This is a genomic window from Cellulomonas sp. NTE-D12 (genome assembly GCF_027923705.1).
Classification (GTDB): Bacteria; Actinomycetota; Actinomycetes; order Actinomycetales; family Cellulomonadaceae; genus Cellulomonas.
In genome coordinates, this window is sequence record NZ_AP026442.1 from 1,330,444 (window position 1) to 1,345,546 (window position 15,103).

Consider the following 15,103-nt stretch of genomic DNA (forward strand, 5'->3'; position numbering starts at 1 on the left):
GTGACGGACGCCGCCCGGGTGCAGCTGGTGGCGGACGAGGTGACGTTCGGCTATCCCGCACACCCGGTGCTCGACCGGGTGTCGCTCGTGGTGTCCGCGGGCGACCGGCTCGGCCTGGTGGGGGAGAACGGCACCGGCAAGACGACCCTGCTGCGGTTGCTGGCCGGTGAGCTCCCTCCGCTGGGCGGCTCGGTGCGCCGTTCGGGAACCCTCGCGGTGGTGGAGCAGGAGCTGCGGGCCCCGACCGATACGACCGTCGGCGACGTCGTCCGGACGTCGCTGCAGGCTGCTCGCGGCGCTGCGGCGGCGCTCGAGCGAGCCATCGCGGCGTTCGACCACACCAGCGGTGACCTCGCCACGCTGACCGAGGCGGTCGAGGCGATGGAACACCTGGCGGCCTGGGACGCCGACCGCCGGGTGGACGAGGCGCTGAGCCGGTTCGGTGCACCGCGCGACCCCCGGCGTCCGCTGGCGGAGCTGTCGGTGGGGGAGCGGTACCGCGTGCGGCTGGCCGCGCGGCTCGCGGAGCGGTCCGACCTGCTGCTGCTGGACGAGCCGACCAACCACCTCGACGCCGCCGGTGTGGAGTACCTGACGGCTCAGCTGCGGCAGTGGCGCGGTGCGCTCGTCGTCGTGACCCACGACCGGCGGCTGCTGGACGACGTGATGACCGGGATCCTCGACCTCGACCCGTCCATGGACGGCCGGCCCGCGCTGTACGGGGCCGCGCGGTACGCCGACTACCGGTACGCCCGCGACCAGATGCTGCGCCGGTGGCGCGCGCGGTACCGCGCCGAGCGCAAGCGCGCCGCGGCGCTGGCCGACAGGCTCGACCAGTCGTACGAGCAGCTGTCGGACGAGTGGCGCCCGCCCAAGGGCAGCCAGGCGCACCGTCGTGCCACCCGCGCGCGCAGCAAGGTGACCACCGTCGACCGGTTGATGCAGCGCCTCGCCGAGCAGTCCGTCGAGGTCCCCGTACCGCCGCCGGCGCTCGCGTTCCCCGACCTGCCGTCCACGCCCGCCGGCTACGGCGGCGGCCCCCTGCTCGACGTACGTGCCCCGCTCGTGGAGGGCCGGCTGGACCTGCCCGGCCGGCGCATCGAGGTGGCCCCGTGCAGCCGCTTGCTGGTCACCGGGCCCAACGGGTCCGGCAAGTCGACGCTGCTCGCCGTGCTGGCCGGCACCATCGGGACGGACCGCGGCGTCCGCGTGCTCGCACCGGGCACACGGCTCGGGGTGCTGGCGCAGGAGTCGGACGACGTGACGGCCGACCCAGTCGGGACGGCCCGAGCGGCTGTCCGGCCGGGTCGGCCGGACGGCAGCGCCCCGACGGCGTTCGAGGCCTACGCCGAGCACGCGCTCGGCCTGCTCGCCTCAGGCAGCCTCGACCCCGCGCAGCTGGTGCCGGTCGCCGCGCTCGGCCTGCTGACCGAGCAGGACCTGGACCGGCCCCTGGCGGAGCTGTCCGTCGGTCAGCGCCGCCGGTTCGAGCTGGCGAAGGCCCTGCTGGCGGCGCCGCACGTGCTGGTGCTCGACGAGCCGACCAACCACCTGTCCGTCGGGCTGGTCGACGAGCTGACCGCGGCCCTGCGCGCCACGTCGGCCGCCGTGGTCGTCGCGACCCACGACCGGCAGATGCTCGCCGACCTCGCCGACTGGCCCCGTCTGGACCTGTCCTGACGGAGCCGCCCGGTCAGGGCATGCGCCCCACGTGCGCCATCGCCTGGCGCAGCAGCAGCCCCTGGCCGCCGTTCATCTCCAGCTGCACGTCCTGCTCGCAGGCCTGCTCGGGCGTGATCCAGGCGAGGTCCAGGGCGTCCTGCTGCGGACGGCAGTCGCCCGCGACGGGGACCACGTAGGCCAGGGACACCGCGTGCTGGCGCGGGTCGTGGTACGGCGTCACACCGGGCGTCGGCAGGTACTCGGCCACGGTGAACGGCTGCGGGCTCGCCGGGATCTGCGGCAGGGCCATCGGGCCGAGGTCCTTCTCGATGTGCCGGACGAGGGCGTCCCGCACCCGCTCGTGGAACATCACGCGTCCCGAGACGAGCGCCCGGGACATCACACCCTCCGGTGTGACGCGCAGCAGCAGGCCCACGGCCACCACGTCGCCGGAGTCGTCCACCCGCACCGGCACGGCGTCCACGTACAGGATCGGCAGCCACTGCCGGGCGGACGCGATCTGGTCGGCACGCAGCCAGCCGGCGGGGCGCTCGGACTCGGGCGGGAACTCGGCGGTGTCGGTCACCGCCCTGTTCTACCCCGTACGGGTGCGCTCACGTGGCCGCACGCTCCGGCGGGCGGTACTCCGGCTGCGCTGCGGCCGCACCCCGGGTGCGGAATACCTGCGGGGCGCCGCACGCTGAAGGGGCAGGACCGACGACGAGAGGATCACCACTCATGGCCACCACCACCCTCACCGGTGCCACCATCGGCGACACCGTTCGCGACAACGGCATCGTGCTGGTCGACTTCTGGGCGTCCTGGTGCGGCCCGTGCCGCATGTTCGCCCCGATCTTCGACGCCGCCTCGCAGGAGCACCCGGACATCGTGTTCGGCAAGGTCGACACCGAGGCCGAGCAGGACCTGGCCGCCGAGCTGCAGATCACCTCGATCCCGACGCTGATGGCCTTCCGCGACGGCATCCTCGTGTTCAACCAGGCTGGTGCGCTCCCCGCGCCGACCCTGGAGCAGGTCATCACCGCGGTGAAGGACCTGGACATGGACGAGGTGCGCGAGAAGATCAGCCAGCGCGAGACCGCGAACGCCTGACGGCTCGCCGACCGCGCCGGGCCACGGCTGCCGCCGTCGCCCGCGCCGCCGGTCGGCGCCCTGGACGAACCGAAGGCCCGCTCACCTCGACGGTGAGCGGGCCTTCGTCAGGTCGGGCGCGTCGTCGGCCTGCCGAGACCGACGAGCGGACGTGCGGGAGGCGGGACTTGAACCCGCACGCCCGTGAGGGCACCAGGACCTAAACCTGGCGTGGCTGCCGTTTCACCACTCCCGCGCGAGCGGCACCGCCGCGCGCCGCCGATCCTCGCACAGGGCGGCACGGGCGACGCGACCGGCGCGGGAGCCCCATCGGGGTGACCGGCGGAGCCAGCGCCGGTCAGGCGAGCTGCAGGTCCCGCCGCAGCTTGGCGACGTGGCCGGTCGCCTTGACGTTGTACTGCGCCAGCTCGACGACGCCGTCGGGGTCGACCACCACGGTCGAGCGGATGACGCCGACCACCGTCTTGCCGTACAGCGTCTTCTCGCCCCAGGCGCCCCACGCCTCGAGCACCTGGTGCTGCGGGTCGGACGCCAGCGGGTAGGTCAGGTGCTCCGCCTCGGCGAACTGCGCCAGCCGCTCGGGGGTGTCGGGCGAGACGCCGACCACCCGGTAGCCGGCGCCCTGGAGCGAGCCGAGCGAGTCGCGGAAGTCGCACGCCTGGGTCGTGCAGCCCGGCGTCATGGCCGCCGGGTAGAAGTACACGATCACGTGCGAACCGCGCAGGTCGGAGAGCGACACGGTGCCACCGTCGGCGGTGGGCAGCGTGAAGTCGGGAGCCGGGTCGCCGGCGGACAGTCGAGGCACGGGGTCCTCCCGGGGTCGTTTCTGCCCACCCTATGTCGGCGGGTACCGTGCCCGTCGTGACCGCCCGGGACGAGACGAGCTCCGCCGACCTGCCGATCCGGATGCTCAACGACCGGGTGCTGGTCGCCCTGGACCAGGACAGCTCGGAGCGCCGCTCGGCGGCCGGCATCGTCATCCCTGCCACGGCGACGGTGGCGAAGCGGCTGGCATGGGCACGCGTGGTCGCGGTCGGCCAGCACGTGCGGCAGGTGGCCGTCGGCGACCGGGTGCTGTTCGACCCGGAGGACCGTGCCGAGGTGGAGCTCGCCGGTGCCACCTACGTGCTGCTGCGGGAGAAGGACGTGCACGCCGTCGCGGAGCCCCGCGGCGAGGGTCAGGGGACGGGTCTCTACCTCTAGCTGTACTGCCCAGCCAGGTTGGTCAATCGGGTGATGGGCGGGACCTTGCCGATGGCTGAGTGGGGCCGGTGGTGGTTGTACTGGTGGAGCCATCCTGGCAGGGCGGCCCGGCGGGCGGTCTCGGAGGGGTAGTGCCGGGCGAAGGCCCAGTCGGCGGCCATGGTGCGGTGGAAGCGTTCGATCTTGCCGTTGGTCTGCGGCCGGTAGGGGCGGGTCTTCTTGGCGGTGATGCCGAGGTCGGTGCAGGCGTCGCGCCAGGCGTGGGACTTGTAGGCCGATCCGTTGTCTGACAGGACCCGTTGGACGATGACACCGCGGGCGGCGAACCAGGACACCGCCCGACGCAGGACCCCGATCGCGGTGGCGGCGGTCTCGTCGTCGTGGATCTCGGCGTAGGCGACCCGGGAGTGGTCGTCGATCACGGTATGCACGAACGCCGTGCCCATCTTCGGGCTGTAGTGGGCGTTCTTCGTCTTGCCGGGCGTCGCGGCCCGGTGCCGATCGCCTTGGGCTCGTCCGACGAACCGCCACCCGCCGCCGTCGGGGATGTTGCCCAGCTTCTTGACGTCGACGTGGATCATCGCGCCGGGGTGGTCGTGCTCGTAGCGGCGGATCGGCTCACCGGTGCGCACGTCCACGTGCGAGAGCCGGTTCAGGCGACAGCGGGTCAAGACGGCGTGGACCGTGGAGGCCGGCATCCCCAACCGCGCACCGATCGCGATCGGTGATAGCCGCTTCTTCCAGCGCAGGTGCACCACCTGACGCACCAGGTACTGCGGGGTGCGGTTGGCGACGCGGTGCGGACGGCTCGAGCGGTCGCCCATCCCGGCCTCGCCCATCGCGGCGTACCGCTGCGCCCAGCGCTTGGCAGTCGGCCACGACACGTCGTAACGACGCGCAGCCAGGGCGATCGGCCAACCCTCCTCGACGATCAGGCGCGCCAGCCGCAGCCGGGCACGGGGCGTCAAGGCAGCGTTAGCGTGGGACACGAAGACCTCCAGGTCGTGGGAGCGGAACCTCAGCAGCTCCACTCCACGACCGGAGGTCTTCGTCCGTCCATGACCCGCTACCGCGTGTCGTCACACTCCAACAACCAACGTCCCTGGGCAGTACATCTAGCCGGTCGGGTCTGCGACCCACGTCCGGCCGGGACGGCCGGCCCCGGCAGCACGCGACGGTGCCCACCGGCGGGGCAGGGTCGCCTCGCGGGTTCGCACGGATGGCGGCTGGGCGAATCCGGATCCGTGGGTCACCATGGAGGACCCACGATCGGACGGAGCCCCATGGCGCAGGACGACGAGACCACGGCCGACCAGCCCCAGGCGAGGGCGGTGCCCCCCGTGCAGCCGACCGGCGAGGAGCAGTCCCGCGTCGCGCAGGAGCTGCTCGCCGAGCACGTGCCGCTCGCCCTGCTGGTCGACCTCGTCGCACCGGTCGTCTCGTCCGAGGAGATCCTCGAGACGGAGGGTCTGCCGGAGGAGACGTGGTGGGAGGCGGAGCCCGAGACGCCCGGTGCCTGACCCGGTCACCGTGTCCCGGCGCGACGGTGCCGCGCTGACCTCCGGTTTCGCATCCGCGGCCCACCCCTGCTAACGTTTCGCCCCGCGCGCCATTAGCTCAACTGGCAGAGCAGCTGACTCTTAATCAGCGGGTTCGGGGTTCGAGTCCCTGATGGCGCACAGACGAGGGCCCCTGACGGCGGAGACGCTGTCAGGGGCCCTCTGGCATGTCGGCGCCGGCGACGCCCGCACGCCCCTTCAGCGGGTCACCAGGTGGTGTCGCCGCGGATCACCGCGTCGCTGCCACCGTCCACGAACACCACCTGACCGCACAGGTGCGTGTTCTCCTCACTGGTGAGCCAGGCGAGGAGCCGGGCCACGACGATCGGCTGGGCGATGCCGTTCAGGGGCATCGGGACCAGCTTCAGCAGGTCGGACCGCGCCTGCTCGGTCGCCATCATGCCGCTGGTCATCGGCGTCTCGATCACGCCCGGCGCCACGGCGTTGAGCGGGATCGACGCGCCCGCCCACTCCGGGGTCGGCGCGCTACGGCGGACCCACTGGGCGAAGGCCTTCTTGGTGGAGCTGTAGATGAGGTTGCGCAGCTCCGGGTCCTGCGCCAGCACCTCGGCACGAGCCAGCGCGGCGGTCTCGTCGCCGGCCGTCATGTGCGTCACCAGCTCGTCGTCCAGCGGGTGCAAGCTGGCCATCGACGAGACGCCGACGGCGCGGGGCGCCCCGGAGCCGAGCAGCAGCGGACGCAGGCCCTCGAGCGTGGCCACCATGCCGAAGAAGTTCACCGAGACGGTCTTCGGGGCCGGGATCGCCAGCCCGGCGATGGCGAGGACCGCATCGACCGCGCCCCCGCTGAGCCTGGCGACCTCGTCGACCAGGGCGCTCCGTCCCTCAGCCGTCGTGAGGTCCACCGTCACGTCGGCGTCGTGCAGGTCGACGCCGATCACCTTGTTGTCGCGGGACTCGAGCAGCTCCTTCGTGGCCTTCCCGATGCCGGAGGCCGCTCCCGTGATCACGTACGTGCGAGCCATGGCTGTCTCCTTCGACCCAGGTGGCTCCGTTGCCACCGGACTCGATGCTAGGAGCGTCGAGGCTCGACGTCGCCGGCCGGTGACCGAGCTCTCGGGCCGCCGCGGGCCGGACGCCCGACGTCCCCGGACTACCATCCCGGCGTGCACCTGGCGGAGCGTTCGGCGCCCGACGAGCAACCCAACGAGATGGCCCGCCTGCGGGCTCGTCTGGCGGCCGACGGGGTGCCGGTGCTGGACCTGTCCGACTCGAACCCCACCCGTCACCGCCTGACCGACCCCGGCGTGCTCGAGGCGGTGTCCCGGGCCGTCCCCGCGGCGGCGTCGTACGAGCCGGATCCTCACGGCCCCCGCGCGGCTCGCCTCGCGCTCGCGGGCCGGTACGGCGGCGCGCCGGAGGACTACTACCTCACGGCGAGCACCTCGGAGGCGTACGCCTGGTTGCTCCAGCTGCTCTGCGACCCCGGCGACGCGGTGGCCGTCCCGGCCCCGGGCTATCCGCTGGTCGAACCGCTCGCGCGACTGGCCGGGGTGCGAACCGTGCCGTACGCCGTGCACCACCTGCACCCGTACGGCTGGTCGGTGGACACGGGGCAGGTCGCTGACCTCGCGGCCCGGCCGGACGTGCGGGCGGTGGTGGCGGTGAGCCCCGGGAACCCGACGGGCGCCTACCTGCGCGCCGAGGAGCGCGCCTTGATGGAAGCGGCGTGCCGTGCCGGCGGCGCCGCCCTGGTGCTGGACGAGGTGTTCGCACCCTTCCGGCTGGACGCCGCACCCGGCGACACGGTCGCGGCGCCGGCCTCCGCCTCGGAACGCCTCTGCACCACCTTCACGCTGGACGGCCTGTCCAAGCTCGTCTGCGCCCCTCAGCTCAAGCTGAGCTGGTTGCGCGTCGAGGGCCCTGCTGGCGAGCTGCCCGCCGTGCATCGCGCCCTCGAGACCGTGGCCGACACCTACCTGTCGGTCTCGTCCCCGGTCGCGCTGGCCCTGTCGGAGATCCTCGACCGGGCGGATGCGTCGGTCACGGCCACGCGGGCGCGGCTCGCCGCGAACCTCGCCCTGGCGCACGCGCTGCTCGACGAGGACGGTTTCCGGGTCCGCCGGTGCGGAGGCGGCTGGACCGTCCTGGTGGACGTGCCGCGGTACCTGCCCGACGAGCAGCTGGTGCTCGCCCTCCTGGCAGAGGCGCACCTGGCGGTCCACCCGGGGTACTTCTACGACCTGCCGACCCCAGGGACGCTGGCCCTGAGCCTGCTTCCGGAGCCCGCCACGTTCGAGGCGGGCTGCCGACGGCTGCGGGCGGCGGTGCAGGCGCTGGCCTGACGCGTCGTCGGCATTGAACCGGCGGCTGTGGCTCGTGGCGGGAGGCCGGAGATGGCGGTGCAGGCGTGTGCTGCGGGGCGTCGCGCTGCGCACGGGCGGGCTGCAGGACACCATGGCGCCATGACCGAGCGCGAGTTCGACGTCGTGGTGCTGGGTGGCGGGGCGGTAGGGGAGAACGCGGCCGACAGGGCGTCCCGCACCGGCCTGTCCGTGGCTCTCGTGGAGGAGGCCCTGGTCGGCGGGGAGTGCTCGTACTGGGCCTGCATGCCGTCCAAGGCCCTGCTGCGGCCGGGCGACGTGGTGCAGCAGGCCCGTGAGGCCCGGGGCGTCGGCGACCCGGGCCCGCTGGACGTCCACGAGGTGCTGGCCCGGCGCGACGAGGTCACCCATCACTGGGACGACACCGGCCAGGTCGAGTGGGCCGAGGGTGCGGGCCTGACCGTGCTGCGGGGCCACGCCCGGTTCACCGGCCCCCGGACGCTGCGCCTCGAGCAGGTCGACGGAGACGTCGACCTCCGAGCGCGCTGCGCCGTCGTGGTGGCAACCGGCTCCACCGCCGTCGTGCCGCCGGTGCCGGGGCTCGCGGACGTGCGTCCGTGGACCAGTCGGGAGGCCACGTCGGCCCACGAGGTGCCGGAGCGGCTGGCCGTCATCGGCGGTGGGGTGGTCGCCGTCGAGATGGCGACGGCCTACGCCGACCTGGGGTCCGCCGTCACCGTCCTGGTCCGCGGCGACCGGCTGCTCGAGCGGGCCGAGCCGTTCGCCGGCAAGGCCGTCGCCAGGGCGCTCACGCAGCGCGGCGTCCGCGTGGTGCTCGGTGCCGAGGTGGTGTCCGCCCGGCGCGAGCCCGGGGGCGTCCAGCTCGTGGTGCAGCACCACCAGCACGAGGGTGCCCGGACACGCGACGGCTCGGCTGCCACGCGTCCGGAGGACCTGGTGGTGGACGAGGTGCTCGCGGCGACGGGCCGCCGACCGAGCACGGGCGACCTGGGCCTGGAGACGATCGGGCTCGAGCCGGGCCGTGCCGTCACGGTGGACGACGCGCTGCAGGCCGTCGGCGTGGCGGGCGGCTGGCTGTTCGCCGTCGGCGACGTCACGGGCCGGACGGGCACCACCCACCAGGGCAAGTACGACGCGCGGGTGTGCGGGGACGTCATCGCCGCGCGGTTCGACCCTCGACAGGACGCGGACGTCTCGGCGGACCAGGGCGCGGGATCGGTGCCGCGGGGCCTGAGCCGGGCCGGCGAGCGGGAGGGGCGGCCGTGGAGCCGCTACCGGGCGTCCGCCGATCTGGCTGCCGTGCCGCAGGTCGTCTTCTCCCGACCCCAGGTCGCGTGGGTCGGCATGACGGAGGGCGAGGCGAGACGTGCCGGCCTCGACGTGGTGGTCCACGGGTACGACCTGCAGAACCTGGCCGGTGCGACGGTCACGTCGCCGGACTACTCCGGACGGGCGCAGATCGTGGTGGACACGTCACGCGACGTGATCGTCGGCGCGACCTTCGTCGGCCCCGACGTCGGCGAGATGCTGCATGCCGCCACGATCGCCGTCGTGGGCGAGGTGCCGCTCGATCGGCTGTGGCACGCGGTGCCGTCCTACCCGACGGTCAGCGAGGTGTGGCTGCGGCTGCTCGAGACGGCCGGCCTGTAGGTCTGCCGGCCGTCCCGAGCACCCACCCGGATCAGCCCAGGCTGCCGTCCGACGTCAGCACCAGGCCGATCGTCGCGTCGCCCTTGCGGATCGCCTGGCCGATCGCGCCGAAGTCGTACGACTTGAACTCGGAGACCTTCAGGCCGTAGGTCTGCTCGAGCCCGATCTGGCAGAACGGCCGCTGCGGGCACTCGGCCGGGCCGGCGAGCACCACGCCGCCGCACGCCGACGCGAGATCGCTCAGCGTGCTGACCTTGTGCTTGTCGGCGAAGGCCTGGGTGACGGCGAAGCCGTTCTGGTCCTGCGCCTTGGACGCCGTGCCGATCGTCAGACCCGCCTTGGCGGCCAGCGGCGTCAGAGCCGCCACCGTCTTGTCCACGTCGGAGGAGGCGACCGGCGCCGCGCTCGCGCCGTTGGCCTGGGAGTTCAGGTAGGTCGCCAGCGAGGCGGCGTACTCGGGGACGGCCGTGAGCTGGCCGGACTCGAGGGCCGGGAGGTAGGTCTCCCGGGAGCCGATGGTCCGGGTGCTCGCCTGGTAGCCGGCGGTCCGGAGCACCTCGGCGTAGATCTCCGCGAGGGTGGCGCTCTCCGAGAAGCCTGCGGCTCCGACCACCACGGCGGCGCCCCCGCCGGACTGGTCGGTCGCGGCGAGCCCCTGCTTCTGCACGAACTCCTTGGCCACGTCGGACGAGGTCCGCCGGTCGACGTCGACGGACTTGTTCAGCGACACGAGCGTCGGCGTGTCCAGCTTCGCGGAGACGGAGTTGAGCAGGCTCACCAGGCTCGGGTGGTCCGTCGCCGCCTTGGTGTTGACGGCGGGCAGCACGTTGTCGGCGTTCTGCAGGCCCTTGTCGTCCTTCAGCAGGACGAGCTTGTCGCCGGCGACGGGTGCACAGGCGGCTGCCGTGCCGGAGGCCGCGGCGGCCGGAGCCTGCGTCGTGCCGCCGCCGGAGCCCGGGGCGCCGCAGGCGCTCAGGGCGAGCACGGCGACAGCCACGCTCGTGAGCAGGGTGGTGCGTCTGGCGGGCATTGATGTGCTCCTCGCAGATCGGGGTTCGGACGATCAGACATCGCGGACGGGGTCGTTCGACCCGGTCCGGACGACATGGGCAACTTGCGTGCTGGGCGGCGTATGCCCGGACTCGCTCTCGACCGGCGCCGAGCGGGCCAGCGCCCGGATGCCGGCGGGTGTCACCGCGCGCTGCAGCAGCGCCAGCAGCCCCTCGGCGACGAGGGACAGCGCGGCGACCAGCACGGCGCCGGCGACCACCTGCCCGTATCGCTGCACGCCGAAGCCGGTGACGACGATCGTGCCCAGGCTGCGGCCGCCGACGAGGGCCGCGAGCGGCACGGTGGCCACCACCTGGACCACCGCGGTGCGGAGCCCGGCTGCGAGCTGCGGGACGGCGAGCGGCACCTCGACGGTCCACAGCCGGCGTGCGCCCGACATCCCCATCCCGCGCGCGGCGTCCCGGACGTCGGCATCGACGCCGCCGAGCCCGGTGACTGCGCCGGACAGCAGCGGCGGGACGGCGAACACCGCGCACGCCAGGGCGGTCGCGGTGTTGCCGAACAGACCGGTGGCGCCGAACAGCGTCAGCATCGCCAGCGTCGGCAGGGCTCGGGACGTGTTCGACACGACCACCCCGACGGTCGCCCCGCGCCCGCGGTGGCCGAGGTAGAGGCCCGTCGGCACGGCGACGAGCGCTCCGAGCAGCACGGCCAGGCCGGTGACCACCAGGTGCTGCCGGGTCAGCGCCAGCACGCCGGACGGCCCGGTCCAGTTCAAGGGGTCGTTGAGCCACCGCAGCGCCTCGAGCAGGACGCTCATGCCGGCTGCACCCCCCGGACCGCCCACGGCGTCAGCAGCCGCCCGATGCCGGCGAGCAGCAGGTCGACCACGAGCGCCAGCAGCAGGCACAGCAGGGTGGCCGTCATGATCTCGGCGTGGTAGTTGCTGCGGAAGCCACGGAACATCAGCTGACCGAGGCCGCCGAAGCCGACCACCACCCCGACGGTGGTCAGCGCGACGGTGGTGACGGTCGCCAGCCGGACGCCCGCCACGATGCTGGGCAGCGCCTGCGGCAGCTCGACCTGCGTCAGCATCCGGAGCCGCCCGTACCCCATGCCGCGCGCCGCGTCGACGATCGCCGGGTCGACGCCGCGGAGGCCGACCAGCACGTTCCGCACGATCACCAGCAGCGCGTAGGACACCAGGCCGATCAGCACCGTGACGCGGCCGATCCCGGTCCACGGCGCCAGCACGGCGAACAGCGCGAGGGACGGGATCGTGTACAGCACCCCGGTGACGCCGAGGACCGGACCGGCGAGCCGAGGTCGCAGGTGGGCGAGCGCGCCGAGCGGGAGGGCGATCACCAGCGCGATGGCCACCGCCTGCAGGGTCAGCGTCACGTGCTGCCCGGTCGCTGCCAGGACGTCGCCGCCGTTGCGCTGCAGGTACGTCCAGGACAGCCACGGGTTCGGCGCGGCGTCCGACGCGAGGGCGGGCACGAGCGAGGGGACCAGCTCGGGGACGAGCAGGAGCATGCGCCGAACCTAGCCAGGGCCACCGACACGCGCAGCCGCTGCGGCTGTCGGACGCCTCCGCTACCGTCCGAGCCCATGACCAGCACACCGGCGATCCGGTTCGAGCACGTGCGCAAGGAGTACGGCGGCGAGGTCGCGGTCGACGACCTCACGCTCGAGGTGCGTGAGCACGAGCTGCTGGTGCTGGTCGGCCCGTCCGGCTGCGGCAAGTCGACCACGCTGCGGATGGCGAACCGTCTGGTGGAGCCCACGTCCGGCCGCATCGAGCTGGCGGGGGAGGACGTGACGCACGTGGACCCGGTGCAGCTGCGCCGGCGCATCGGGTACGTGATCCAGGGCGTCGGGCTGTTCCCGCACCGGACCGTCGCGCAGAACGTCGCGACCGTGCCCGCGCTGCTGGGCTGGGACCGTCGTCGCACGCAGGACCGGGCCGAGCAGCTGCTGGCCCTGGTGGGGCTGGACCCCGCCCGGTACGCGCGCCGCTACCCGCACGAGCTGTCCGGCGGGGAACGGCAGCGCGTCGGCGTCGCCCGCGCTCTCGCCGCCGACCCGCCCGTGCTGCTGATGGACGAACCGTTCGGTGCGGTCGACCCGGTGGGCCGGGCGCGCCTGCAGAGCGAGTTCCTGCGGCTGCACGCCGACCTCGGCACCACCGTGGTGATGGTCACGCACGACGTCGACGAGGCGGTGCGGATGGCGGACCGGATGGTGGTGCTCAGCACCGGTGCGCACGTGGAGCAGCTCGCCCCGCCGCTGGAGGTGGTGGCACGCCCCGCCACGGCGGCGGTCGCCGACCTGGTCGGCCGCGGACGCACGGCGAGCCTCCTGTCGCTCGGCACCCTGGAGCGGGCGGACCTCGACGAGCCGGCCTCCGCCGGGGCGACGGACGGCGCTGCCGGGCGAGGCGGTGACGAGCGGTCCGTCGGCGGCGCCGTGCCGGCCGGGGGCGGTACCGCCGCGGGTGTCGTCTCCCTCGGCGCGGGCCTCGACGAGGTGCTCGGTGCGCTGGTCGCGCTCCCGCCGGGCGCTGACGGGCAGGCGCCGTCCCTCGTCGTCGTCGACGGAGATGCCGTGGTCGGCCGGGCCGGCCCGGCCTCGGTCCAGCGCGCCCTGCACCGGCTCACCGCCCTCTCACCCGTCGGTACGCTGCCGGAGTGACCACCGTGCCCCCCAGCTCCGCCCCGGCTCGCCTCGCGATCGCCACGTGCGCCGAGCTCCCCGAGCTGGACCAGGACGATCGCCTGCTGCGCGACGCCCTCGAGGCGCGAGGCGTGGCGACGGCGGCCGTCGTCTGGGACGACCCGACGGTCGACTGGTCGGCGTACCCCACCGTGCTCATCCGGTCGACGTGGGACTACACCGACCGCGCGCGTCAGTTCGCCGACTGGACCCGCCGGGTGGAGCACTCGTCGGCGCTGCTGAACCCCGCCGAGGTGGTGGCGTGGAACATCGACAAGACCTACCTGCGCGACCTCGAGCAGCGTGGCCTGCCCATCGTCCCGACCATCTGGCTCGACCCCGAACGCAACATGGACGCCCGCGCCATCCACACCCGGTTCCCGGCGTTCGGTGACTTCGTCATCAAGCCGACCGTCAGCGCCGGCTCGCGCGACACCGGTCGCTACGAGGCCGGCGACACGCCGTCGCGGATGCTGGCGATCACCCATGCGAAGAACCTGCTCGGGGTCGGTCGGCACGTGATGCTGCAGCGCTACCTGCGCCAGGTCGACACCGTCGGGGAGACCGCCCTGGTGTACGTCGACGGGCAGTTCAGCCACGCCGTGCGCAAGAGCGCGCTGCTCGCGGGGCCGTACCGCCGCGAGGAGACGGAGGGGGTGCTGTACCGACGCGAGCGGATGGCGCCGCGCGACGCCTCCGAGGCGGAGCGTGCCGTGGCCGACCGGGTGATGGCGACCATCGCGGAGGTCTTCCCCGGCCTCGACCGTCCGCTGCTCTACGCCCGGGTGGACCTGATCCCGGACGACGAGGGCAAGCCGGTGATCCTCGAGGTCGAGCTGATCGAGCCGTCGCTCTTCCTCGAGCACGCGCCCGGGTCCGCGGAGCTGCTGGCTGCGGCGGTGGAGGCACGCCTCTGAGGCCGTCCGCCCTCGGCTGCTGAGGGTGGGCCGGGTCGGCCGACGGGGGACCGCCGAGTGGTCCGCCGGGGCGGACCGCCGTCCGGCACCCGCTACACTTTCCGTCGGTCCTCGCCGCTGCGGCGGCGCGGAGACCGTGGTGGCTATAGCTCAGTTGGTAGAGCACCTGGTTGTGGTCCAGGGGGTCGCGGGTTCAAGTCCCGTTAGCCACCCCAGCGCGAAGGGCGCCGACCTGCGAGGTCGGCGCCCTTCGTCGTCCCGTGCGGCGCGGGTCGGGGCGCGGTGCCCGGGAGGTCAGGCGCTGGTCCCACCCGCCACGGACGGGCTGGCCAGCACCTCGGCGGCGATGCGTCGCGCCGTGGCCGAGTCCGGTCCCGGTGCGGCGGGCAGGAGCGCCGCACGGTAGTAGCGCAGCTCGTCGATGCTCTCGAGGATGTCGGCCAGCGCACGGTGGCCGCCCTGCTTGGCGGGCGAGGCGAAGTACACCCGCGGGTACCAGCGGCGGGCGAGCTCCTTGATCGACGACACGTCGATCACCCGGTAGTGCAGGTGCCCGACGAGCTCCGGCATGTCCCGGTCGAGGAACGTCTTGTCGGTCCCGACGGAGTTGCCCGCCAGCGGAGCCTTGCCCGGCTCGGGCACCCACGTGCGCACGTAGTCCATGACCGTCTCCTGCGCCTGCTGGAGGGTCACCCCGGTGCTCAGCGCCTCGAGCAGCCCGGACGTCGTGTGCATCGTGCGCACGAAGTCGCCCATGGCCTCGACCGACTCCGGCGGCGGTGCGATCACCACGTCCACGCCCTCGCCGAGCACGCGCAGCTCGGAGTCCGTCACCACTGCCGCCACCTCGACCAAGGCGTCCCGTCGCAGGTCGAGGCCGGTCATCTCGCAGTCGATCCAGACGATCCGGTCGGAGCTGCCGTTGGCGGGGGTGCTGGTCACGGGGGTCAGCCTAGATCGGGCCGCCCAC

The 15,103-nt window shown here is 73.6% G+C and carries 16 protein-coding genes and 3 tRNA genes; 10 read left to right on the top strand and 9 right to left on the bottom strand.

The annotated features are described in order from the left end of the window. The first annotated feature begins 18 nt into the window (after window positions 1-18). Window positions 19-1,680, top strand: coding sequence for an ABC-F family ATP-binding cassette domain-containing protein (locus tag QMF98_RS06165; protein WP_348773404.1), 1,662 nt, complete (start codon window positions 19-21; stop codon window positions 1,678-1,680). 13 nt (window positions 1,681-1,693) lie between these two features. Here QMF98_RS06165 and QMF98_RS06170 read toward each other — a convergent pair whose 3' ends face one another. Further along, on the bottom strand, window positions 1,694-2,248 hold the full coding sequence (locus tag QMF98_RS06170) for an NUDIX hydrolase family protein (RefSeq protein WP_263730123.1): 555 nt from the start codon (window positions 2,246-2,248) through the stop codon (window positions 1,694-1,696). Window positions 2,249-2,400: 152 nt separating this feature from the next. Between QMF98_RS06170 and trxA the strand changes: the two genes are divergently transcribed. Further along, window positions 2,401-2,772 carry a thioredoxin gene (trxA, locus tag QMF98_RS06175; RefSeq protein WP_337975142.1) on the top strand — a complete coding sequence of 124 codons (372 nt, stop codon included), beginning with the start codon at window positions 2,401-2,403 and terminating at the stop codon, window positions 2,770-2,772. A gap of 152 nt (window positions 2,773-2,924) precedes the next feature. Here trxA and QMF98_RS06180 read toward each other — a convergent pair. Further along, window positions 2,925-3,007 (bottom strand) — tRNA-Leu (locus tag QMF98_RS06180). Window positions 3,008-3,109: 102 nt separating this feature from the next. Further along, window positions 3,110-3,577, bottom strand: a complete 468-nt coding sequence (gene bcp, locus QMF98_RS06185; protein ID WP_337975143.1) for a thioredoxin-dependent thiol peroxidase — start codon at window positions 3,575-3,577, stop codon at window positions 3,110-3,112. A gap of 32 nt (window positions 3,578-3,609) precedes the next feature. On the opposite strand from bcp, the gene QMF98_RS06190 reads away from it, so the two are divergent. Further along, window positions 3,610-3,975, top strand: coding sequence for a GroES family chaperonin (locus QMF98_RS06190; protein WP_263730126.1), 366 nt, complete (start codon window positions 3,610-3,612; stop codon window positions 3,973-3,975). On the opposite strand, the gene QMF98_RS06195 is transcribed toward QMF98_RS06190, so the two are convergent. After that, window positions 3,972-4,964 carry an IS481 family transposase gene (locus tag QMF98_RS06195; RefSeq protein WP_337975562.1) on the bottom strand — a complete coding sequence of 331 codons (993 nt, stop codon included), beginning with the start codon at window positions 4,962-4,964 and terminating at the stop codon, window positions 3,972-3,974. The two genes, QMF98_RS06190 and QMF98_RS06195, sit on opposite strands and share 4 nt — an antisense overlap. A 294-nt stretch (window positions 4,965-5,258) precedes the next feature. On the opposite strand from QMF98_RS06195, the gene QMF98_RS06200 reads away from it, so the two are divergent. After that, entirely contained in the window at window positions 5,259-5,495 is a 237-nt protein-coding gene (locus tag QMF98_RS06200) for a hypothetical protein (RefSeq protein ID WP_337975144.1), read from the top strand. A gap of 86 nt (window positions 5,496-5,581) precedes the next feature. Continuing rightward, window positions 5,582-5,654, top strand: a tRNA-Lys gene (locus QMF98_RS06205). Between the two features lie 86 nt (window positions 5,655-5,740). Here the strand turns inward: QMF98_RS06205 and QMF98_RS06210 are convergent. Next, entirely contained in the window at window positions 5,741-6,520 is a 780-nt protein-coding gene (locus QMF98_RS06210; RefSeq protein ID WP_337975145.1) for an SDR family oxidoreductase, read from the bottom strand. A gap of 141 nt (window positions 6,521-6,661) precedes the next feature. Between QMF98_RS06210 and QMF98_RS06215 the strand changes: the two genes are divergently transcribed. Further along, entirely contained in the window at window positions 6,662-7,840 is a 1,179-nt protein-coding gene (locus QMF98_RS06215) for a pyridoxal phosphate-dependent aminotransferase (RefSeq protein WP_337975146.1), read from the top strand. Window positions 7,841-7,960: 120 nt separating this feature from the next. Continuing rightward, entirely contained in the window at window positions 7,961-9,490 is a 1,530-nt protein-coding gene (locus QMF98_RS06220; protein ID WP_337975147.1) for a dihydrolipoyl dehydrogenase family protein, read from the top strand. A 31-nt stretch (window positions 9,491-9,521) separates the two neighbouring features. On the opposite strand, the gene QMF98_RS06225 is transcribed toward QMF98_RS06220, so the two are convergent. The 3 genes from QMF98_RS06225 to QMF98_RS06235 are packed head-to-tail and all read right to left on the bottom strand — an operon-like array spanning window position 9,522 to window position 12,037. Then, a complete protein-coding gene (locus tag QMF98_RS06225) occupies window positions 9,522-10,520 on the bottom strand; it encodes a glycine betaine ABC transporter substrate-binding protein (RefSeq protein ID WP_337975148.1) in 999 nt (332 codons plus the stop codon). A 33-nt stretch (window positions 10,521-10,553) separates the two neighbouring features. Then, complete coding sequence (locus QMF98_RS06230; RefSeq protein ID WP_337975149.1) at window positions 10,554-11,321, bottom strand: ABC transporter permease; 768 nt, start codon at window positions 11,319-11,321, stop codon at window positions 10,554-10,556. Beyond that, complete coding sequence (locus tag QMF98_RS06235) at window positions 11,318-12,037, bottom strand: ABC transporter permease (RefSeq protein ID WP_337975150.1); 720 nt, start codon at window positions 12,035-12,037, stop codon at window positions 11,318-11,320. Before QMF98_RS06235 ends, QMF98_RS06230 begins: the two co-directional genes overlap by 4 nt. 75 nt (window positions 12,038-12,112) lie before the next feature. On the opposite strand from QMF98_RS06235, the gene QMF98_RS06240 reads away from it, so the two are divergent. From QMF98_RS06240 to QMF98_RS06250, 3 genes are all read left to right on the top strand, one after another. Beyond that, entirely contained in the window at window positions 12,113-13,195 is a 1,083-nt protein-coding gene (locus QMF98_RS06240; protein WP_337975151.1) for an ABC transporter ATP-binding protein, read from the top strand. Next, window positions 13,192-14,133, top strand: a complete 942-nt coding sequence (locus QMF98_RS06245; RefSeq protein WP_337975152.1) for an ATP-grasp domain-containing protein — start codon at window positions 13,192-13,194, stop codon at window positions 14,131-14,133. The genes QMF98_RS06240 and QMF98_RS06245 overlap by 4 nt, the downstream gene beginning before the upstream one ends. 139 nt (window positions 14,134-14,272) lie before the next feature. Beyond that, window positions 14,273-14,348 (top strand) — tRNA-His (locus QMF98_RS06250). A gap of 79 nt (window positions 14,349-14,427) precedes the next feature. Here the strand turns inward: QMF98_RS06250 and orn are convergent. Then, entirely contained in the window at window positions 14,428-15,075 is a 648-nt protein-coding gene (gene orn / locus QMF98_RS06255; RefSeq protein WP_337975153.1) for an oligoribonuclease, read from the bottom strand. Window positions 15,076-15,103 lie beyond the last annotated feature (28 nt).

Coding starts and splice junctions, on each gene's coding strand:
- trxA (WP_337975142.1), top strand. CDS start 2,401: ATGGCCACCACCACCCTCACCGGTGCCACCATCGGCGACACCGTTCGC.
- QMF98_RS06225 (WP_337975148.1), bottom strand. CDS start 10,520: ATGCCCGCCAGACGCACCACCCTGCTCACGAGCGTGGCTGTCGCCGTG.
- QMF98_RS06200 (WP_337975144.1), top strand. CDS start 5,259: ATGGCGCAGGACGACGAGACCACGGCCGACCAGCCCCAGGCGAGGGCG.
- QMF98_RS06190 (WP_263730126.1), top strand. CDS start 3,610: ATGTCGGCGGGTACCGTGCCCGTCGTGACCGCCCGGGACGAGACGAGC.
- QMF98_RS06230 (WP_337975149.1), bottom strand. CDS start 11,321: ATGAGCGTCCTGCTCGAGGCGCTGCGGTGGCTCAACGACCCCTTGAAC.
- QMF98_RS06240 (WP_337975151.1), top strand. CDS start 12,113: ATGACCAGCACACCGGCGATCCGGTTCGAGCACGTGCGCAAGGAGTAC.
- QMF98_RS06210 (WP_337975145.1), bottom strand. CDS start 6,520: ATGGCTCGCACGTACGTGATCACGGGAGCGGCCTCCGGCATCGGGAAG.
- QMF98_RS06220 (WP_337975147.1), top strand. CDS start 7,961: ATGACCGAGCGCGAGTTCGACGTCGTGGTGCTGGGTGGCGGGGCGGTA.
- QMF98_RS06235 (WP_337975150.1), bottom strand. CDS start 12,037: ATGCTCCTGCTCGTCCCCGAGCTGGTCCCCTCGCTCGTGCCCGCCCTC.